This window comes from Roseivirga sp. UBA838 (genome assembly GCF_002296035.1).
Lineage (GTDB): Bacteria > Bacteroidota > Bacteroidia > Cytophagales > Cyclobacteriaceae > Roseivirga > Roseivirga thermotolerans.
Map to the genome: position 1 here is coordinate 72,601 of NZ_DBHC01000010.1, position 16,512 is coordinate 89,112.

The 16,512-nt window shown below is 43.5% G+C and carries 16 protein-coding genes; 7 read left to right on the plus strand and 9 right to left on the minus strand.

Annotated elements, in window-relative coordinates:
• Positions 1-723 carry a LytR/AlgR family response regulator transcription factor gene (locus B3O12_RS03130; RefSeq protein ID WP_286744686.1) on the plus strand — a complete coding sequence of 241 codons (723 nt, stop codon included), beginning with the start codon at positions 1-3 and terminating at the stop codon, positions 721-723.
• A complete protein-coding gene (locus B3O12_RS03135; RefSeq protein WP_286755267.1) occupies positions 723-1,310 on the plus strand; it encodes a hypothetical protein in 588 nt (195 codons plus the stop codon). Before B3O12_RS03130 ends, B3O12_RS03135 begins: the two co-directional genes overlap by 1 nt.
• Here B3O12_RS03135 and mfd read toward each other — a convergent pair.
• Complete coding sequence (mfd, locus tag B3O12_RS03140; RefSeq protein ID WP_286755268.1) at positions 1,294-4,644, minus strand: transcription-repair coupling factor; 3,351 nt, start codon at positions 4,642-4,644, stop codon at positions 1,294-1,296. The two genes, B3O12_RS03135 and mfd, sit on opposite strands and share 17 nt — an antisense overlap.
• A gap of 129 nt (positions 4,645-4,773) precedes the next feature.
• Between mfd and B3O12_RS03145 the strand changes: the two genes are divergently transcribed.
• Positions 4,774-5,400: a cytochrome c oxidase subunit 3 gene (locus B3O12_RS03145; protein WP_286744692.1), complete on the plus strand. Its 627-nt coding sequence runs from the start codon at positions 4,774-4,776 to the stop codon at positions 5,398-5,400.
• A 26-nt stretch (positions 5,401-5,426) separates the two neighbouring features.
• On the opposite strand, the gene B3O12_RS03150 is transcribed toward B3O12_RS03145, so the two are convergent.
• From B3O12_RS03150 to B3O12_RS03175, 6 genes are all read right to left on the minus strand, one after another.
• Positions 5,427-6,107 (minus strand): hypothetical protein, encoded by a 681-nt coding sequence (locus B3O12_RS03150; RefSeq protein ID WP_286755269.1) that lies wholly within the window; start codon positions 6,105-6,107, stop codon positions 5,427-5,429.
• A 261-nt stretch (positions 6,108-6,368) separates the two neighbouring features.
• A complete protein-coding gene (locus B3O12_RS03155) occupies positions 6,369-7,592 on the minus strand; it encodes a hypothetical protein (RefSeq protein WP_286755270.1) in 1,224 nt (407 codons plus the stop codon).
• 151 nt (positions 7,593-7,743) lie between these two features.
• Positions 7,744-8,505, minus strand: coding sequence for a LytR/AlgR family response regulator transcription factor (locus B3O12_RS03160; protein WP_189628816.1), 762 nt, complete (start codon positions 8,503-8,505; stop codon positions 7,744-7,746).
• A 3-nt stretch (positions 8,506-8,508) separates the two neighbouring features.
• Positions 8,509-9,519 (minus strand): sensor histidine kinase, encoded by a 1,011-nt coding sequence (locus B3O12_RS03165; RefSeq protein ID WP_286755271.1) that lies wholly within the window; start codon positions 9,517-9,519, stop codon positions 8,509-8,511.
• Positions 9,520-9,533: 14 nt separating this feature from the next.
• Positions 9,534-10,796 carry a hypothetical protein gene (locus B3O12_RS03170; RefSeq protein ID WP_286755272.1) on the minus strand — a complete coding sequence of 421 codons (1,263 nt, stop codon included), beginning with the start codon at positions 10,794-10,796 and terminating at the stop codon, positions 9,534-9,536.
• 125 nt (positions 10,797-10,921) lie between these two features.
• Entirely contained in the window at positions 10,922-12,004 is a 1,083-nt protein-coding gene (locus B3O12_RS03175; RefSeq protein ID WP_286755274.1) for an amidohydrolase family protein, read from the minus strand.
• Between the two features lie 93 nt (positions 12,005-12,097).
• Between B3O12_RS03175 and B3O12_RS03180 the strand changes: the two genes are divergently transcribed.
• Positions 12,098-12,856 carry an SDR family NAD(P)-dependent oxidoreductase gene (locus tag B3O12_RS03180; RefSeq protein ID WP_286755276.1) on the plus strand — a complete coding sequence of 253 codons (759 nt, stop codon included), beginning with the start codon at positions 12,098-12,100 and terminating at the stop codon, positions 12,854-12,856.
• Between the two features lie 11 nt (positions 12,857-12,867).
• Positions 12,868-13,431, plus strand: a complete 564-nt coding sequence (locus tag B3O12_RS03185; protein WP_189628821.1) for a DNA-3-methyladenine glycosylase I — start codon at positions 12,868-12,870, stop codon at positions 13,429-13,431.
• Here the strand turns inward: B3O12_RS03185 and B3O12_RS03190 are convergent.
• The gene (locus tag B3O12_RS03190; protein WP_286755277.1) at positions 13,428-13,898 is read right to left on the minus strand and encodes a hypothetical protein; all 471 of its coding nucleotides are present in this window, start codon (positions 13,896-13,898) and stop codon (positions 13,428-13,430) included. The two genes, B3O12_RS03185 and B3O12_RS03190, sit on opposite strands and share 4 nt — an antisense overlap.
• A 72-nt stretch (positions 13,899-13,970) precedes the next feature.
• Between B3O12_RS03190 and prfA the strand changes: the two genes are divergently transcribed.
• Together prfA and B3O12_RS03200 are read left to right on the plus strand one after the other, a co-directional pair.
• Positions 13,971-15,041 carry a peptide chain release factor 1 gene (gene prfA / locus B3O12_RS03195; protein WP_189628823.1) on the plus strand — a complete coding sequence of 357 codons (1,071 nt, stop codon included), beginning with the start codon at positions 13,971-13,973 and terminating at the stop codon, positions 15,039-15,041.
• Positions 15,038-15,463 carry a secondary thiamine-phosphate synthase enzyme YjbQ gene (locus B3O12_RS03200; protein WP_286755278.1) on the plus strand — a complete coding sequence of 142 codons (426 nt, stop codon included), beginning with the start codon at positions 15,038-15,040 and terminating at the stop codon, positions 15,461-15,463. Before prfA ends, B3O12_RS03200 begins: the two co-directional genes overlap by 4 nt.
• A gap of 22 nt (positions 15,464-15,485) precedes the next feature.
• Here the strand turns inward: B3O12_RS03200 and B3O12_RS03205 are convergent, their stop codons facing one another.
• Positions 15,486-16,481 (minus strand): hypothetical protein, encoded by a 996-nt coding sequence (locus tag B3O12_RS03205; RefSeq protein ID WP_189628825.1) that lies wholly within the window; start codon positions 16,479-16,481, stop codon positions 15,486-15,488.
• Positions 16,482-16,512: the final 31 nt, after the last annotated feature.

Genomic DNA, 16,512 nt, shown 5'->3' on the forward strand with positions numbered 1-16,512 from the left:
ATGAAGACACTGATTATAGACGATTCTCGCCTGGCCAGAAATGAGCTCAAGAGACTGCTCAAAGAATTTGACAACGTGCACATTGTTGGTGAGGCAGCCAATGTAGACGAGGCCATTGAAAAAATAGCCGAACTGAAGCCTGAACTTATTTTTCTCGATATTCAGATGCCCGGCAAAAGTGGGTTCGATTTGCTGGAGGAGCTTGAAGCGGTGCCTGAAGTAATATTCTCTACAGCGTACGATGAGCATGCTCTTAAAGCGTTTGAATACAATGCGCTGGATTACCTGGTGAAGCCTGTAGAAAAACAGCGACTTGCAGGAGCTGTCTCTAAAGTGTTCGATAAGATTAAGAAGAAGCAGAAGGAAGAAGAAAGGGCAGATGATGTACTGACCATTCACGATCAGGTTTTTGTAAAAGATGGTGAGAAGTGTTGGTTTGTGCAGCTATCAGACATTCGTTTGTTTGAGGTGAGTGGCAACTATACCACTGTATATTTTGGCGATAGTAAACCCATGATTACCCGTACACTCAACTATCTGGAGTCGCGCCTGGACGATAAAACATTCTTTAGAGCCAATCGTCAGCAAATCATAAACCTAAAGTGGATTGAGCGAATAGAGCCTTGGTTTAGTGGTAGCCTTCGTATTTATCTGAAAGGAGGAGAAGAAATAGATGTTTCCAGAAGACAAACGCTTAAGTTTAAGGATCTAATGAGCTTTTGATGGCCGTAAAAATAGATTTGCGAAAGGCGGGTTTTGAATTTTTTTCCATTGTGGTGGCCGTTGTATTGGCCATGACCCTCACCGAGTGGCGACAAGATTACCTTAATAAAAAACTTGCCCAACAGTCGCTGCTAAATATTATTGAAGAGGTGCAGGAAAACAGGCGAGAGCTTATGGAAGACTCCGCCAAAATTTCCCAGGATATAGCTTTTATAGACCGTTGGCTTCAGGCTCAGAACAATGCTTCTAATGAAGATTTCGGGGTTCATTTTTCATTCTCTTTTTTGAGTAAATCGGCACTTGAGGTGGCCAAAATTAATAATTCGCTTACCTACCTTCCCAATGAAGTAAACATGCAAATCGCAGAAGTCTATGCGGCACAGAACTTCTATTCAGACAATGCCATAAAGCTGTTCGATATTATGGGGGCTATGGGCCGTGCGGAGTCTAAAGAAAACGCAGAAGCCTTTGCAGATAAAGCCCGACAGTTGAGGTTTCATCTCGGCCTCATTCATAACACCATTAAGGCATACCTTGGGGAGTCGCAACAGTTTTTGGAGAACCACCGGGCTATTCCAACATCTTAGTGAGCCAGTCTTTGGCTTCATTTACGGTAAGTACCTCATCGATCTTAAGAATAAGGCGGGTTTTATATTCTTTCATTTTGCAGCGCTTAGGGTGTTGCTGAATAAAGGCTATAATCTTACCAAATGTTTCTGACTGGAAGTAGGCCTCTTTATCCGAAGGCATAAAGTGGCATTTCATAGACTCGTTTTTGATAATCACTTTTTCAAAACCAAGTTTTTCGGCTACCCACCGCAACCTAACGGTTTGAATCAGGTCTTGAACCGAGTCGGGTATAGGCCCAAATCTATCCTTTAGATTCTTTATAAATCGCTCGAGTTTTTCTTCAGATTTAATATTATCCAACTTGGCGTACAGACCAATTCTTTCGGTGGTGTTAGATACGTAAGTGTCTGGTATTAGAATTTCAAGGTCGGTTTCAATGGTGCAGTCCTGAGCAACAATTTGGGCTGCCTCTTTCACTAAATCGCCCATAAAAAGGTCGCGGAATTCTGTTTCTTTGAGTTCCTGAACGGCCTCATCGAGAATTTTGTGATACATGTCGAAGCCCAGGTCCGAAATAAAACCACTTTGCTCGGCTCCCAGTAAGTTACCTGCTCCGCGAATGTCAAGGTCTCGCATCGCCACCTTAAAACCATCACCCAAATCGGAAAATTCCTCTAAGGCGCTCAGGCGTTTACGGGCATCGCTGGTCAGACCAATAGTAGGCGGAGTAAGGAGGTAGCAAAAGGCTTTTCGGTTAGAGCGGCCCACTCGTCCCCGCATTTGATGGAGGTCGGAAAGGCCGAACATATGGGCATGGTTGATGATGATGGTGTTGGCATTGGGTATATCCAGTCCTGATTCTATAATGTTGGTAGAAACCAGCACATCATACTCCCCTTCAATGAACTTAACCATTCGTTTTTCAAGCAGTGAGCCATCCATTTGGCCATGAGCAATACCAATTCGGGCATCCGGAACCAGCCGCAGAATGATGTTGCCTACCTGCTCAATATCATTAATACGATTGTGTACAAAAAACACCTGGCCCCCTCTTCTCAGCTCAAAGCTCACCGCATCGCGAATAAGTTCATCGTTAAACGTGTGGATTTCGGTAGTAACCGGTTGCCGGTTGGGCGGAGGTGTAGCAATTACGCTAAGGTCTCGAGCCCCCATGAGCGAAAAGTGCAACGTGCGCGGAATTGGGGTAGCGGTTAGTGTGAGTACATCTACATTTACCCGCAGCTCCTTGAGCTTATCTTTCACCTTTACCCCAAACTTTTGCTCCTCATCTATTATGAGCAGGCCAAGATCTTTGAACTGAACATCTTTGTTCACAATACGGTGGGTGCCAATGAGTATTTCGGTTTTTCCTTCTTTTACCCGTTGCAGCGTTTCTTTAATTTCCTTGGTGGTTTTAAAACGGTTAATGTACTCCACCTTAACCGGAAAGTCGGCTAGCCGCTCGGAAAAGGTTCTAAAGTGCTGCATGGCCAAAATAGTTGTTGGCACAAGTACTGCCACCTGTTTGCCATTGACCGCAGCTTTGAAGGCTGCACGAACGGCTACTTCGGTTTTTCCAAAACCTACATCGCCACAAACCAATCGGTCCATTGGATGTGGTTGCTCCATGTCGGCTTTTACATCTTCAGTCGCTTTGGCCTGGTCTGGGGTATCTTCGTAAATAAAAGAAGACTCCAGTTCTGCCTGCAGGAATCCGTCTTGAGAATAGGCAAAACCAGATGCTTTTTTGCGCTTGGCATAGAGTTCAATAAGGTCTTTGGCAATATCCTTAACCTTGCCTTTTACTCTTTTTTTCTTGTTTTCCCACTCGGGAGAACCCAACTTACTTATACTTGGAGGGGCTCCCTCTTTACCCGTGTACTTCGAAATTTTGTGAATGGAGTGCACACTTACGTAGAGCAAGTCGTCATCGCGATAGACCAGTCGAATAGATTCTTGCATTTTGCCGTTCACATCGACCTTTTCCATGCCTGCAAAGCGGGCAATGCCGTGGTCAATATGGGTTACATAGTCTCCCGGCTGAAGTGAGCGTAGCTCTTTAAGTGTAAGTGCTTTAGACTTCGAATGCTTGGTTTTGGTTTTGTATTTGTGAAACCTATCGAACAGTTGATGGTCGGTATAGCAAAGTACTTCCCTGTTTTTGTCTATAAAACCGCTTCGCAAACCAATGTTCAAAGGTTGTACTTCTAACGATGGATCGAGTTCTCGGAAAATGGTTTCCAACCGGTTAAACTGCGCCAACGATTCGGCTGCCACACAGAGGCTAAAGTTTTGTACTTGCCACTGTCCCAGATTCTCTACAATCAGGTCGAAGTTTTTATTGAAAGAGGTTTGAGGTTCGGCCTCAAAGCGCAATTCAAAGTCGGTATTTAAATAGAATCGGTTGCCAAACTCAATTTGTTGAAAACCTTTCAGCTCTTCTTCAAAAGTATGTGTTTGTTCAAACAGTTCTTCTGGGCTAAGCACCACCTGGGTGCCGCTTGCAGCTATAACTTCCGAAAAATTGCCGCTTGCCTTTTCAAAGTACTTGGCAATGGTATCTAGCGTTTGCTGGTAGTCTTTGAACCAAACTTTTGAGTTTTTAGGAATAAAACTCAGAAAAGACTGGCGGGTTTCCTCCAACAGTCGTGTCTGAACGTTAGGAATAATGTTTATCTCCTTTATACTCTCCTGGCTCAATTGCGATACCGGATCGAAGGTTCGAATACTCTCTATTTCGTTGCCAAAAAGCTCAATTCTATATGGCAGATCGTTGGCATAGGAGTAAACATCTACAATTCCCCCTCTTACCGAAAACTGCCCGGCTTCATACACAAAGTCAGTGGGTTCAAAGTCGTAGGTTTGAAGCAGCTCGGTCAAAAAAGGTACATCCAGTTGCTCACCCACCTTGGCCGAAAAAGTATTTTTAGATAAGGATTTTTTGTTGATTACTTTTTCAGTAAGGGCTTCCGGGTAGGTCACAATTAGTTCACCAGTAGAGGCCTTGTGGTTAATTCGGTTGAGAATCTCTGCCCGCATAAGAATGTTGGCATTCTCGGTTTCATCGAACTGGTAGGGCCTTTTGTATGAGGTAGGAAATAGCAGTACCTCTTTTTCTCCAAGCAGGTTTTGCAAGTCGTTGTGAAAATAGGCAGCCTCCTCCTTGTCGTGCATTACAAATATGCAGGTTTGCTTGTTGAGCTGATAAACAGCTGTGGCAATTACGGCATCGAGACTTCCCACCAAACCTTTTAATCGGATATGCGATGTTTCGTTGGGCTTTATGCGCTCAGCAATAGTTTGAACCACGGAGTCTTCCCTATAAATCTTAATGAAATCTCTAACCTTCAAAACCTGAATTCAAATGGCTTGCAAATGTAACGAATTCTCAAGTTGAACACTGAAAAGCATAAAAACCTCTTAAGGAAATTAATTGTTTCAATTGCCAACCCTTTCGTTTATTTAGATGTTAATGTGGCAATGAAAACCCAGAAGGAAAAGCTGAACCTGAGCAAAGAGGCCTTTAGAAAAATGGAACGTATGCATCCGCACGAAGTGCTTGTATATGTATCTATGGTTGGCAGTGCGGTCATATTCCTTTTTACCATCATTGCCTTCACGGCTTCTCGCCCTGCCCAGGTCGAATTCTTCAAGTTTGAGTTTCCGAAATTCTTTATTCTCAGCACATTCATATTGTTATTGTCAAGCTACTGTGTTACCCGGATTATGCCTCTATATGAGCAAGATAACTTACCCAAGCTTAAGCAGTGGCTTGGAATAACCTTTCTGTTGGGGCTGGTTTTTGCCTGCTTTCAGGTGGTAGGGTGGAAGGAATTACAAGCTCACAACATTCTCTTTACCGGAGAGCGTTCGGGTGCTTATCTGTATGTAATCTCGGGGCTACATGTAATACACATGGCTGGTATTATGGGTTTTTTGCTCTATCTACTGCTGGAGTGTCATAAAACCTCAAAAGATGTGGTAAGGCATCTGGTATATTCAACCAACCCCTATCAAAAGATAAAATTCAGGATTTTGTCAAATAGCTGGCATTTTGTAGATGCGGTGTGGGTGGTTATTTTCTTCTACTTTCTGTTCAGTTTTTAGACTGTACTTTTTAAACTTTCCAACCGCTAAACTCCATCGTTTTTATCTGACTTGAGCTTAGACATTTCTTTTTTTAACAGAACCTTTAGTTCTTTTATCAAATAGACTAGTGGGCCTATTAATGGAATGACAACAATTAAAGCATGCCTCAGGTTGAGTAACGTTTTTCGTGCCAAAAGAACCAATACACTTATTAAAACCAACCAATAGTGCAGATTCCATATGTATTGAATGGCCAAGAAGGGTTTAGAAATTACAGGAATTTCATGAAACTCGTGATTTATTGAAAATCCGCTGGTATCATCTACATCAACAAATAGGCTTCCAACTATTGTAATAGGAGCTGAGAAGATATCCTTTCCTAAGTGTGTTTTTGTGAGTACTGCCGATAATTCATACCTATAGTGATGATTATCAATCTTATTTTTAGATAAAGAGATTGATTTTAGTTCATAACCGAGCAGAGGTTGAGCATTGACTTTAACGGTTTCTAAATACAAATCATTTTGCGAAAGTTTATAAGAGTAAATAACCATTATGTCTAACAGACCAAATTCGATAAACTCTGTTCTTTCCGCCTTATAAGCATCAAAAGGTAATACCACCGACTTTTGAGCTATTCCATGACTGAGGGTTAAAAAAAGGACTAAGGAAAATGCCAAAGTCCTTTTGGGTTTTAAGTACATATAATCATTAGGGTTACTCATTTAGATCGCATTTGTTAGATTCCAGTATACTAGCCACAAGCTGTGTCCTCACAGCATCTTTTTACAACCATTTGCGAAGATACAAATGGAGGCAGGGTTCAGAAATACCTCTTGCGACTTAAGTAACCCTATAATCTTATTGTAATCAATCAATTAGCTATTGTAATGAAAAATGGTTCTACCTGTTTAAGTTTTTTCACAAAAAAAGGCCGCGTGACCAAACGCGACCTTAAGCAATAGACTTATGAAGAATGCTTTACCTTAGTTAAAGGTTATTTCTTTAATGTCTTCCCAGAGGATGTACTTTGGGTCTCCATTCACAAAAACAATAACTCCGTCATTGTCTTCGCTTACATCGCGAGACTCTCCCAGTATTAGCTCCTCACCACTTTTCAGTACAACCAGTGAGTTATCATAGTTTTTGGGCACAATGCTTTTTACCGATTCAAACGGAATAATATAGCTGACATCATGGTCTTCTCCCTGAAGCATCTCAAAGGTGTAGGCCTCATCCAGATCGTAGATTATTTCTCCCGAAAGGGTTTCGCCACGGGTGGTTGTTACTGTGCCCGATAGCTTCTTGAGCCCAGCAAAATCTCGGTAAGTCTTCAGATTGGCCGGAGCTTCTGAGAAAGTCACTTTTTTAAACTCTCTCCAGGGGATGTCTATCCTTCCAAACTCAGTAGTCACTATAATGCCTCTATTGCCTGAGTTTACATCGTTAGACCCCCGCAAATACATATCTCTGCCCGACTTGGTAATCACCCGGCTTCCGGAACCTTCTCTTTCTATGGAGGCCAGGTTGCCAAACTCTATTTTTACATCGCCATCGCGAGAGTCGCCATCCAATATGTCAGTAGTCAGTCGCTCATCATGGTCCCATTGAATCACCCCTGTGTATTCTCCTCCGTAGAATTGCACCGTACCATATAAAGGTTCTCCGAGCTTTGAAGAAAGCTTGTTGGGAGTGTCCATAAATTCAACTTTCTCAATTCTGCTCCAGCGAATTTTGGTTTCTCCAAATTCCTGATCCATCACATAGATGTCTGTGTTAAAGTCGTTCGATCCGTCTTCTACATACATTGTTTCGCTATTGCGCATAGTAAGCCGTACTTCAGATCTGCGGTTCATCTCCATAGATGATATATCACCAAAACGAGCCTGAAATTCATGAGTGGTTTCATATTCATCGCGGCTGCCCCAGCTTATCCAAACCCCGCCCCAGCGGTTATTATCTCTTATTTTTTCTCTCAGCCTTGAGCGATCTTCCCGGCTCAGGTAACGATAATTGTCATTGCCTTCTTTGTTTCCATTAAAGAGGTCGGTCCAGAAGGCTTCTTCTTTACCCCACCTGATTTGACCGGTGTAACTTTCTCCGCTTATGGTTGTAACCTTGCCGTAAATAAGTGATTGCTGGGCTTGTGCCGAAAAAGAGAGGCACACGGTAAGTAGTGATAGTGTTAAGATTCTAAATTTTGAGTTCATGACCTTTTGTTTTAATTGACTCTTCAAAAATGTCACCCTTTGGTTTCCTGGCCAATGAAGAAGGGGCATATCGGGGTATGGCATCACCGAATCGGGACTGAAGCCAACCGAAGCGGTCGGTCCGTTTGGGTTGTACCAATGTTAGTCGGAATTAACTATCGAGCCACTGCTTAAACAGGGGTGTTTTTTCGGAGCTAATTACAATATCATCTTGTGCATCGGGCTCCAGCTGAAGCTTAACCCTCCCTTTAAAGTAGGGGTGAATGTCACTTACGGCATCGAAATGAACAATGTATTTTCTGTTTACTCTGAAGTAGTTTTTCGGATTGATAAGGCCTTCCAGCTCTTCAAGTGGCTGATCGAGCGGTAGTTTTTTACCTTCGAAAGTAACCAAATAGGTGAGCTTGTCTTGGGAAAAAAAGTAGGCAATTTGCTCTACCGGAATGGCTTTAATACGCTGGCCAAACTTTACCAGAAAGCGAGATTTATACTCAACACTTGTTCCCTGAATTACTTGCCGAATTTGGTCTATGTCTAGCGGAGAAACCACCGCTTCGGCTTGCCGTTCTTCAAGTTTTAGCAACGCATTGGCAAGCTTTTCTTTTTGAATGGGCTTTAACAAATAATCCACACTGTTTACCTCAAAAGCCTTTATGGCGTACTCGTTGTATGCTGTTGTGAAAATTACCGGGCACTTAATGGGTTTTTGCTCAAATATTTCGAAGCTCGAACCGTCTAATAACTGGATATCGCTAACCAGAAGGTCGGGCTCGGGGTTATTGTCTAGCCAAAGCAGGGCGGCTTCGACCGATTTGAGCGAAGCCACTACCTCTGCTTGAGGTTTTAACTCCTGAATTAATTCAATGAGTCGCTCGGAAGCCAGCTTTTCATCTTCAAATACAACAACCCTCATGCGTTAGTCTTCTAGTTCAATCAATGGAATTTTTACTATAAAGCTATCGGTATTCTCAAAAATCTGAACTTTCTTATCTGTAAAGTAGGAGTACCTCCTTCTAATGTTGTCCAGGCCGGAGTTGTTGCTGTTTTTGATCTCTGTTTTCTTGGGCTGGTAATTGTTCTTAACAGAGATGAATCCGTTTTGACTGGATACATAGATTTTTAGAGGTCTAAGTTCAGAAATAGCGTTGTGCTTAATGGCATTTTCTATGAGCATTTGCAGGGTAAGCGGTGGTATCAGCTTCAGATGGTCTTCTTTGCGCACATCTATAAAAGTCTGAATGGTGTCTTCAAAACGTATTTCGAGCAAATAGAGATAGGAGGCAATAAACTTCAGTTCATCGTTTAGGGTTACCAGCTCCTCTTTACTGCTTTGTAGAATATTGCGGTATACATCGGCAAACTTTTCCAAATAGCTTTGCGATAGGTTCTTGTCTTTGCTGATGAGTGAAGACAGAATGTTGAGGTTATTGAATAAAAAATGCGGATCTAAATGGTTTTTAAGTGTGGTTAATTCGGCTCTTATGGTTTCTTTTTGAAATTGCTCAGAGGCAAGCTGAGCGTTTTTCCAGTTGCTTAAAAACTGAATACCGAAGTTTATGGAAATGGTGGGTAACAAAATTAATGTGCCCAGCACGTTCATGGTAATGAGTTGCTGTTGGTTAGGGGGGTCTACAGTGAGCCCCAGCTTGAGTCCCAGATAACTAATATTGATGATGAGCAGAGACAAAAGAATGCCCAACCCCAATTGCCAATAAAAGCGTTTGTTTCCGTATTTAAGCCAGGGTAGTTTTTTGTCGAGCTTTCGGGTGAGTAACCAATTGCACAGCCAAACGAGAGCCAGAGTAATAGTTATCAGGCCTGCAGTAAGGTACAGTTCTCTTTCGGCATCGGTGAAATAAAGACTAAGAAATACCCCTGCCGTTAGCACTAAGGCCAATACGAGTTGTATGATTAGCTTTCTGGACATGATCTCAGGAAAAGTTAATCAAAAATTACCTGATCGATCTTGGACCAACGAATATAAATGGGTTGTGCGTTGCGCGAAGGAAAAACCAGAATACCATCATTTTCCCGGCTCACATCCCGGCCTCCTCCCAATAGTAGGGTTTTATCGTTTTTTAGAATTACGCTGGAATAGTTATAGTTCTTGGGAATAATGGATTTGATGTGTCGAAAAGGGATCTGATAGCTCACATCGTCATCGTTTCCATCCAGTATTTCAAACTCCCAGGCTTCATCGAGGTCATAGGCCAACAGACCCTTGTGTTCATCGCCCTCAATGGTAACCACTGTACCGGAAAGCCCTCTGGGGTTTGGAAAATCTGAGTAGCCCAGCTTCCAGTCGGTTTGTGGCTCAATTATTTCCAGCTCATAAAAATCGCGCCATGGAATCAGTATTCTTCCCATTTCAGGGTCAAAAACCACTACACCGCGGTTTTCAGGGTTCACATCGTTAGAGCCGGTGAGGTAGAAATTACGACCAGAGTGTAGCAACACCTCTACTCCGCTACCTCTACGTTTTATCCGCTTAATACTTCTGAAGGGAATGTCCTTTTTGCCATCTCGGTCTTCACCATTTAGTATTTCATCCAAAAAACGCTCATCTGTGTCCCACTGAATCAAACCCTGGAACTCCCCTTTTCTTCCGGCATTTACTTTGCCATATATGGGTTCGCCAAATCCCGGCTTGGTGCTTGCCGGTGCCCCCGAAAAGCGCACTTGTTTTATCCTGTCCCAACGTATGGCAAATTCGCCCAACTCAAAGTCAAATACTACAACACTGCCACCTATATCAGTATAATAACCACTATTGCCGCTGGCCTCAAAAACCACCCCGTTTTTGAGTTGAACTTTGGCTTTAGACCGGCCTATGGGCTCTATAGATTTAATATCTCCAAATTGTATGTCGAACTGATGCTCGGTGCGCGAATATTTGTCTTCCCAAATGCTCAAAACCCCAAGGTCTAATCCCAGCCAGGAAGAACCTTCTCCCTGCTGGCGATTAAGTTCTTCGATTTGTCGTTTGGATAGGTACTTTAAAAAGTCGTTGCTGCTTTTTGAGGCATTGAATAGTTCTACCCAATACACCTCATCAGTGCCCCAGCGTATGGGGCCTTTGTACACATCGCCCCCAACCGTTTCTACTTCGCCATAAATAAAGGCTTTAGCATTTTGGGCTTTGGCTTCGGCCATGAGAATAAATAACCCAATACCCACCCCTACTACGAGCAATATGTTTTTCATAAGTTGTTGACCTTTGTGTTGCTTTGAATGCATACTACAAACGTAGGCACTCAGTTGCCAAAGAAGAACCGGATGAGATTGGACAGGCGTTTTCAATGACCGAATCGGGATATTGCAAGGTTCAATTAGTTCGGAAACTGGCTTGCATCTAACCCGGGTATAATTCGGAGTGCATTTTTGTAATACACCTTCTTCAGTATTTCATCGGGCAGACCCAGTCCGTACATGCGCCAAAAGGCGTGATACTTTTTATAGTATGGGAAGTATTCGTCTTTGGTTTCAAGCACTCTAAAATAAGTATGATACTCCTCTGGGTTGTAGGCATCCTTGCCAAAAAGAACCCTGTCTTGGTACTTCTGAAAAAAAGCATTGGCCATTCTTGGCTGTCGGCCAAGTTCGGCAATCACCGCACCAATTTCTACCATCATGTTGGGCATTTCGTCTAAAAGCTGGCCCAGCTTGGCCAGGTCGTTGGCAAACCAGCCCATATGAGCAGCTATAAAAATGGTATTGGGGTGCTTTTTAAAAACATTGTGTTGTTCCTGAATGAGTGTCTCCCACGGAGCCGGATCATCGGCTTCCCGTTTTCTACGCGGATGAGTTTTAAGCTCTAGCCATCTTTCATTATTGGCATCGAAGGGTTCCCAAAACTGTTTGGGGTCTGCTGTGTGAATGAGCACAGGAATGCCCAACTCACCGCATTTGGCCCAAACCGGATCGAGCCTTGGATCGTCTACTGCCACCCTGTTGCCATCACTATCTTTTACAGAAAAGCCTAAGCTTTTGAAAATCTTAAGCCCTTTTGCGCCCTGAGCCACATCGCGCTCTAGTTGTTCTGCCGCTCGGGTGCCCCACTCACCATCAAAATTGTTGAAGTTGAGGTTGGCGAAAACCACAAAACGCTTAGGTTGGTTAGCCTCAATATTGGTTACTGCATCGGCTATGGCTTTTCCGCTTCCTCCGGAAAGGTTCACCATCAGGCCCATGTTCAGACTATCCATCTGTGCTACTAATTCGTTGAGGTTGCGTTCGCCCATTCGCCATTGGTGACTGTGCACATCGATAAACGGATACTTGGCCCTTTGTACAGGATTTTCCGGAACTACCAGCGATGAGGGTGGATTGTATTCTTCAAAGGAAACGGTTTGTGCGGAGACGGTGGTGGCTAGCAGGGAAATGGCCACAACAGAAAGAAAAGTCTTCTTCATAGCGTGTCGTTTAAGGCTTATTCGTAATTGCTGTAAATATGTTTTTTAAGCTCACAATAAGCATGTAATTTATTCACTTCAATCGGATAAGACATGGAAATTTCTTTAAGTGGGAAGGTGGTTTTGGTTACAGGTGGCTCAAGAGGCATTGGTGCGGCTATTGCAAAGGCTTGCTCAGGCTCAGGAGCTAAAGTGGCCCTGCATTACAACTCCAATAAAGCCCAAGCCAATGAGGTATTAAAAGGGTTGAACGCTGAATCAAGAGCGTTTCAGGCCGATTTAGGAAATACCGATTCACTTATTCAGTTGTTTGAACAAGTAGTTGAGCATTTTGGGAAGATTGATGTGCTGGTCAATAATGCGGGTATTGCTATTTCATCAGACATGGAAGGCTCTAACGAGGCTTGGGTAAAAGATTGGGATACTACTTTTGCTGTGAATACTCGTGCTCAGGGCCTATTGTGTAAGCTGGCTATTGACCACTTTGCCAAAAACGGTGGGGGTAGAATAATTAATATTTCATCGAGAGCGGCCTTTAGAGGAGATACCGGAGATTATTTGGCCTATGGAGCTTCTAAGGGGGCTATTGTGGCCTTGACCCGATCAATAGCGCGGCACTATGGTAAGCAGAATATTGTGGCTTTTAATATTGCTCCCGGATTTGTGCGGACGGACATGGCCCAGGATTTCATGGATCAGTATGGTGAAGAATTTGCTTTAAGCGATATTGCATTGAATAAGCTTACGGAACCGCAGGATTTAGCTCCAATGATAGTGCTTTTAGCCTCCGGAATGGCAGACCATGCCACTGGCTGCACTATTGATATTAATGCAGGGAGTTATGTGCATTGAATTCTAAAGAAATGAAAAAACGTTGCACCTGGTGCGAAAACACCTTTGACGAATATATAAGGTATCATGATGAAGAATGGGGTGTTCCTGTTCATGATGATCGGGTTCACTTTGAGTTTCTTATTCTGGAAGGCGCTCAGGCAGGCCTGAGTTGGGCGACTATTCTAAAAAGAAGGGACGGCTATCGCGCAGCATTTGCAGATTTTAACCCTGAGGAGGTAGCACAATTCAGCCATGAAAAAGTGGAGGCCTTGTTGCTCGATCCGGGTATCATAAGAAACAGGCTTAAGGTCCAAGGTACGGTAGTTAATGCACAGAAGTTTTTAGAAGTTCAAAAGGAGTTTGGCTCTTTCGACAATTATGTTTGGTCTTTCGTAGGAGGAAAACCAATTGTGAATGCCCGCAAAAACATGAAAGATGTGCCCGCAACTACGCCCGAGTCTGATGCGCTGAGTAAAGACCTGAAAAAAAGAGGGTTCAAGTTTGTAGGAAGCACCATAATGTATGCCTATATGCAAGCTTGCGGTTTGGTAAATGACCACACAACCGACTGTTTTCGCTACAGTCAGGTTTAGTCTTCAATACTTAGCACTACTTCTTTTCGGCTTAGCTTAACAGACCACATCCCCACTATTTGCTGCTGGTGTACCATAGGAGTAGTATATAAGAGAGTTTGCCCGTTGTCAAGCTTCTGAACATTAGGGGTTGAGGCTACACTATTCTTTCGGTTGTAGTCATAAGCTTTGAATACGGCCAATTCCTTTCCGGTGGGTTGCTCGCCCCTATCGAAAAAGTAAAACGATACGTTGGCCTTTGTTGAGTCCACTTTGGCCTCCAAACCGGCCTCCGTTTCTTCCAGTAAAAAGCCTTTGGCCAGTGCGTTGCCTATTTCCATGGCCTTTTCCAATATTTGAGCATCAGAAACCACCTTAATCTCACGAGCCTCCATCTCTTTCTGTACCTGAGAGGTATCTATCTTCTGATTACTACAGGCCAATAGCACTCCCAAGAGAATAAAAGAAGAAAATACCTTGTACTTCACAACAGCATGTTTTTGCAAAGGTAAACAGCTATTGGTTTTGTTTGTTAATTTTGCAGCCTAATACTAAAGTCTATGATCGATAAATTAAAGGCAATTAAAGGAAGGTTCGAGGAGGTTTCTCAGTTAATTGTGCAGCCCGATGCAATGGCTGACATGAAGGCCTACTCAAAACTGAATAAAGAGTACAAAGACCTCGAAAAGATTGTCAAAAAGTTCGATGAGTATCAAAACGTCATAGACAACATTAAGTCTACCAAAGAGTTGCTCAAGACAGAGAAGGATGAGGATTTCAGGGAAATGGCCAAGGCCGAACTGGACGATTTTGAGCAACGACACGAAGAGCTGGAAGAAGAACTTAAAATGATGCTCATACCCAAAGACCCGGACGACCATAAAGATGTAATTATGGAAATAAGAGCCGGAGCTGGTGGCGATGAGGCCGCAATTTTTGCCGGAGACCTGTACAGGATGTATGAGCGATTTATTGACTCTAAAGGATGGCAAAGAGAGCTGATAAGCTTGAACGAGGCTGCTTCCGGTGGCTTTAAAGAAATTGTTTTTAGTGTTTCTGGCGAAGATGTTTATGGCACACTCAAGTTTGAATCTGGTGTACACCGGGTTCAGAGGGTTCCTGTTACCGAATCGCAAGGCAGGGTACATACCTCGGCTGCCTCAGTGGCCGTGTTACCCGAAGTGGAGGATGTAGATGTTCATCTGGACATGAAGGATGTGAAGAAAGACACCTACCGAAGTTCAGGAGCAGGTGGCCAGCACGTAAACAAAACCGAATCGGCCGTACGCCTCACGCACATTCCTACCGGTATTGTGGTTGAGTGTCAGGATGGCCGCTCTCAACACAAGAATTACGACAAGGCTTTGACTGTGCTTCGTTCCAGACTTTATGAGATGGAGCTTAAGAAGCAACAAGACGAAATTGCAGGGGCTCGAAAATCACTTGTAGGTTCGGCCGATCGTTCCGACAAAATAAGAACCTACAACTACCCTCAGGGAAGAGTGACAGATCATAGAATTGGCTACTCAGTTCATAACTTGCCTACTGTAATGGACGGGGAGTTAGATGATTTTGTAGAGAAGCTGAGAATAGCTGAAAACACCTCCAAGCTGGAGGAAAGTGCTCAATGATTTATTTCCAAAAGGAAATAACGCTACCACCTTACCCCAGAGGTTTTCATCTGATTACCGAACAGGTATTGTCTCGCTTGCCCGAGCTGAATCGGTTGCAAACCGGACTGCTCCATGTGCACATTAAACACACTTCGGCCAGTCTTACTATTAATGAAAATGCCGATCCTACAGTGAGGGCCGATTTCGAAACACATTTCAATATGTTGGTTCCTGAAGAGGCCACACACTATCAGCACACCTTCGAAGGGCCCGATGATATGACTTCTCACATTAAAGCGTCATTGCTGGGTCCATCAGTGACTATTCCCATTACCAGCGGCCGATTGAACCTGGGTACATGGCAGGGAATTTACTTATGCGAACACCGAAACCGTGGAGGCTCAAGGAGCCTGGTGCTTACGGCACATGGTACTACCTGAAAAGGAGCCCGTGTTGTTTACATCAGGTTTTACCCTCATTGGTTTTTAGCCCGGCATAAGTGGCTGAACTAATGCCCATCAGCCCGAGTATGCCCGAATCAAGGTCGGGCATTTCAAACTTGGTTATTACCTCAAACACAAAGAAAATGCCTATAAAAAAGGTAAAAACCACGCTTTGGAAGCGCTGAATGTTGATACCGTTTTCATCAGACAGAATTTGAAAGAGGAACGTCTGGTTTTTATGAATCGGTTCTTTCGTTTGTGCCTGGGCAGTTGCACCACTCTGTTCCAAAGTACGCATTTTGCTTATGTCAATGGTTTGAGCCGCAGCGGCTGTTCCCGCACTAATTCCGATAAGTATAAGCGTGTCTCCTGAAAGAGGCACAAGAATGCCGCTATCCGACCATAAGGCAATATAACAGCAAATAACAATCATAGTCCACCAGGCCAATTGCACTCGAGAAAGGCTGTACTTTGTACTGTTAATGCCCTTGAGAAAGTAATTCTTTCGTACCAGGCTGAAGAAAACGAAAATAATGAGAAGAATAATGCCTCTGCCCACCCAGCTTCTAATGGGGAAGTAGGGGTCGAAATCGATGAGTATGTTTGCCTCGTCCATATGAATGTGTTGGCCGCTGCTGTTGCCAAAGCTCATTCTTACTTTCACTTCGTGCACTCCCCAACTATTTATTTCCCGACTGAGAAGACCACGAAGAGTATCAGCCTCATAAATCTGAAAAACCACAGAGTTGTTAGTTACATATTTGGCCGGAAAGGAGGTCATTCGGTAACCATTGATGTAAAGAAAAAGCTCTTGCGGTTCGCGCAGAGCCAGGCTGTCCGGTTTTTCGAAACGAAACTCAATCAAATCGTCCATAAATACCTCTTGCGGATTGCCACGACCCGGTTCGAGCACCTGAACAGATTTGAGGTTAATATGTTGAAAAGCGGACTGTGGGGTTTGTGATTGGCCTGTAAAAGAAAACAATAAGAAAAGGCCCAGTATAAAAAGTCGCATAGTGAAGTGTGTTTTGCTTAGGTAAGGTAGC

Bases quoted from the DNA above. Each gene is read 5' to 3' on its own strand.
- B3O12_RS03145 (WP_286744692.1), top strand. From the start codon at position 4,774: ATGAAAACCCAGAAGGAAAAGCTGAACCTGAGCAAAGAGGCCTTTAGA.
- B3O12_RS03180 (WP_286755276.1), top strand. From the start codon at position 12,098: ATGGAAATTTCTTTAAGTGGGAAGGTGGTTTTGGTTACAGGTGGCTCA.
- B3O12_RS03155 (WP_286755270.1), bottom strand. From the start codon at position 7,592: ATGAACTCAAAATTTAGAATCTTAACACTATCACTACTTACCGTGTGC.
- B3O12_RS03175 (WP_286755274.1), bottom strand. From the start codon at position 12,004: ATGAAGAAGACTTTTCTTTCTGTTGTGGCCATTTCCCTGCTAGCCACC.
- B3O12_RS03205 (WP_189628825.1), bottom strand. From the start codon at position 16,481: ATGCGACTTTTTATACTGGGCCTTTTCTTATTGTTTTCTTTTACAGGC.
- B3O12_RS03150 (WP_286755269.1), bottom strand. From the start codon at position 6,107: ATGAGTAACCCTAATGATTATATGTACTTAAAACCCAAAAGGACTTTG.
- B3O12_RS03170 (WP_286755272.1), bottom strand. From the start codon at position 10,796: ATGAAAAACATATTGCTCGTAGTAGGGGTGGGTATTGGGTTATTTATT.
- B3O12_RS03135 (WP_286755267.1), top strand. From the start codon at position 723: ATGGCCGTAAAAATAGATTTGCGAAAGGCGGGTTTTGAATTTTTTTCC.
- B3O12_RS03160 (WP_189628816.1), bottom strand. From the start codon at position 8,505: ATGAGGGTTGTTGTATTTGAAGATGAAAAGCTGGCTTCCGAGCGACTC.
- B3O12_RS03185 (WP_189628821.1), top strand. From the start codon at position 12,868: ATGAAAAAACGTTGCACCTGGTGCGAAAACACCTTTGACGAATATATA.
- B3O12_RS03200 (WP_286755278.1), top strand. From the start codon at position 15,038: ATGATTTATTTCCAAAAGGAAATAACGCTACCACCTTACCCCAGAGGT.
- B3O12_RS03165 (WP_286755271.1), bottom strand. From the start codon at position 9,519: ATGTCCAGAAAGCTAATCATACAACTCGTATTGGCCTTAGTGCTAACG.
- prfA (WP_189628823.1), top strand. From the start codon at position 13,971: ATGATCGATAAATTAAAGGCAATTAAAGGAAGGTTCGAGGAGGTTTCT.
- B3O12_RS03130 (WP_286744686.1), top strand. From the start codon at position 1: ATGAAGACACTGATTATAGACGATTCTCGCCTGGCCAGAAATGAGCTC.